Genomic DNA, 2,200 nt, shown 5'->3' with positions numbered 1-2,200 from the left:
ACGAGGCTGGAAAAGGTGTCCGCAATGAGAACAGGTTGCGAAACGTGCCAATGAGCAGGAAAAACAGGCGGCATGAACATCAACCCCAAGTCAGAGGGTCCAATCGCAGATAGAAGGCAAGGCGTTCGCGGTCGGGGGCTTCGATCCCCAATACATTGAATAGGACAGCGAAGGCGCGCTCTGCTTCATCTGGCGCTGCCCAGTTCTCTTCGGCGTTAGCAATCATGAGTGCCAAATCGGCATAGCGATCTGCTGTTCCGAGCCGCCCAAGGTCGATCAGACCCGTGCATTGAAGAGTTTTAGGGTCCACCATGAAGTTCGGCATGCAGGGATCACCATGGCAAACAACCATATCGGTGCGCTCTTGGTCGAGCCGCACCGGTAGCTCTCGTTCGACACGAGCCAAAAGATCGAGCTGCGGCGTACTCTTGTCCTCGTCCGGTAAGAAGTCGGGATTGACGGCATTGCGGGACACCACATCAACGGCGCGTCCGAACATTCGCGACAGCCTGCGCTCAAACGGACATTGATCAACCGATAGGCTGTGAACAGCGCCAAGTTGCTGCCCCATTGACGGCCACGCTTTGAGCAAATCCGCTCCAGACAGATCAGCCGCCGGTACTCCCGGAATTGCCGTTATCACCAAGCATGCACCCTCCTGTTCCTCCTGCCAGTTGATCACCTCGGGGCAAGCCACACCTCGACCTTTGAGCCAAATGAGGCGGTCACGCTCTCCAGCGAGCTCACCGCGGCAGGAAGCAGGTGCGATTTTCGCGAAGGCATGCCCGTCACCACGTCGAAAAACAAAATCACCAGATTCTCCGCCTCTGACAGGCAACCAGTCAGAATGCGATTCACCAAAAAAAATATTAGTTCGATTCAATGGAGGTTCCTTCAGTTTTCTGATGAAGCGCGAATATAGAGAAATATCCCGAATGTGCAGTTAACGAATTCTTGCGGTTTCTTTCAGCGCCGCCAATACCGCCAGCCCGTCGCGCAAGGGGCGCGGCTCGTGTGTGCGGATGAAGTCAGCTCCACCTGCGGCGGCGGCAAGCTCTGCAGCGAGTGTCGCGGCCCCGACATCCCCCGGACCACGGCCTGTGAGCGCGCGCAGAAAGGATTTGCGCGAAACAGACAGAAGCACCGGCAAATCGAAGCGCAGCCGCAATTCATCGAACCGCGCCAGCACCGAGAGCGAGGTTTCGGGAGCAGCCCCCAGAAAAAACCCCATGCCGGGATCAAGGACAAGGCGGTTGCGTTTGATACCGGCACCCGTCAGCGCCGCGATGCGCGCGTCAAAGAACGCCGCAATGTGATCCATGATGTCGCCAGCGGGTGCCTCGCGCCGATCTGCCTGCCCGTCTTGCACCGAATGCATAACGACGAGTTTGGCAGATGATTTCGCCAATTGCGGATAGAACGCAGCGTCTGGAAAACCGCGAATATCATTGAGATAGGCTACACCACGCGACAAGGCATAGGCTTGCGTCGCGGGTTGATAACTGTCGAGCGAGACGGGAATGCCATCTGCCTTGAGCGCGTCCAGCACCGGCGCGATACGCGCGATTTCTGTGTCGGACGAAACAGGCGCGGCGTCGGGATTGCTGGATGCCGGACCGAGGTCGATCACATCTGCCCCCTCGGCCATCAGCTTACGCGCCTGCGCAATGGCTGCGTCTGGCGCCAGATACCGGCCTCCATCGGAGAAACTGTCCGAGGTTATGTTGACGATGCCGAAAATGATGAGCGATTTATTCATGGGGGCTTCTATAATAATAATAATCGAGCATGAGTCTCATACGGATGCTCGGGTCGAAAGGGAATCCCCAGGCGAGTAACCTGTTTGCGGTGATCCATTAGCTGCAGGAGCAGAATAGCATACATCTGGAAGCAAAGCCAGGAAAGCGGCCTATGGAGCTGTGCGGCAGCGCTCAGTAGGCAATTTTTCAAAATATTGTTAAGCCTTTTCTGAGCATGGTATTTTTCATGGTATTACCAATTAGCAGGAAAATAAGCCATTGAATATAAAAGATAAAAATGTCTTGTTTACAATAGAGTGGGATACAGACACGCTTGATATGTTTGGAGATGGGGTTCTAGGGATTTTCCCCTCTAAAAAGACTTAATCCTCTGTAGACCACACCAATAAATGGCTGCGGAGGTGGGTTACTACTTATAAGTGTGGCAAATTAGGTAAATA

3 protein-coding genes are annotated in these 2,200 nt (G+C 54.5%); all 3 read right to left on the bottom strand.

Annotated features, from left to right (window positions below):
* Positions 1-80, bottom strand: an 80-nt coding sequence (locus R7R78_RS23855; RefSeq protein WP_219564665.1) for an aminoglycoside phosphotransferase family protein, incomplete at its 3' end; no start/stop codon positions are given.
* Positions 80-883 (bottom strand): aminoglycoside O-phosphotransferase APH(3'')-Ib, encoded by an 804-nt coding sequence (gene aph(3'')-Ib / locus R7R78_RS23850; protein ID WP_077202330.1) that lies wholly within the window; start codon positions 881-883, stop codon positions 80-82. The genes R7R78_RS23855 and aph(3'')-Ib, both read right to left, overlap by 1 nt.
* A 60-nt stretch (positions 884-943) precedes the next feature.
* The gene (sul2, locus tag R7R78_RS23845; protein WP_001043260.1) at positions 944-1,759 is read right to left on the bottom strand and encodes a sulfonamide-resistant dihydropteroate synthase Sul2; all 816 of its coding nucleotides are present in this window, start codon (positions 1,757-1,759) and stop codon (positions 944-946) included.
* Positions 1,760-2,200: the final 441 nt, after the last annotated feature.

The sequence above is a fragment of the Vibrio sp. 2134-1 genome (assembly GCF_033339495.1).
This window is presented reverse-complemented; position numbering and strand designations above follow the sequence as displayed.

What these genes read in the sequence shown, in the direction of transcription:
- sul2 (WP_001043260.1), bottom strand. Translation starts at nt 1,759, where the DNA reads ATGAATAAATCGCTCATCATTTTCGGCATCGTCAACATAACCTCGGAC.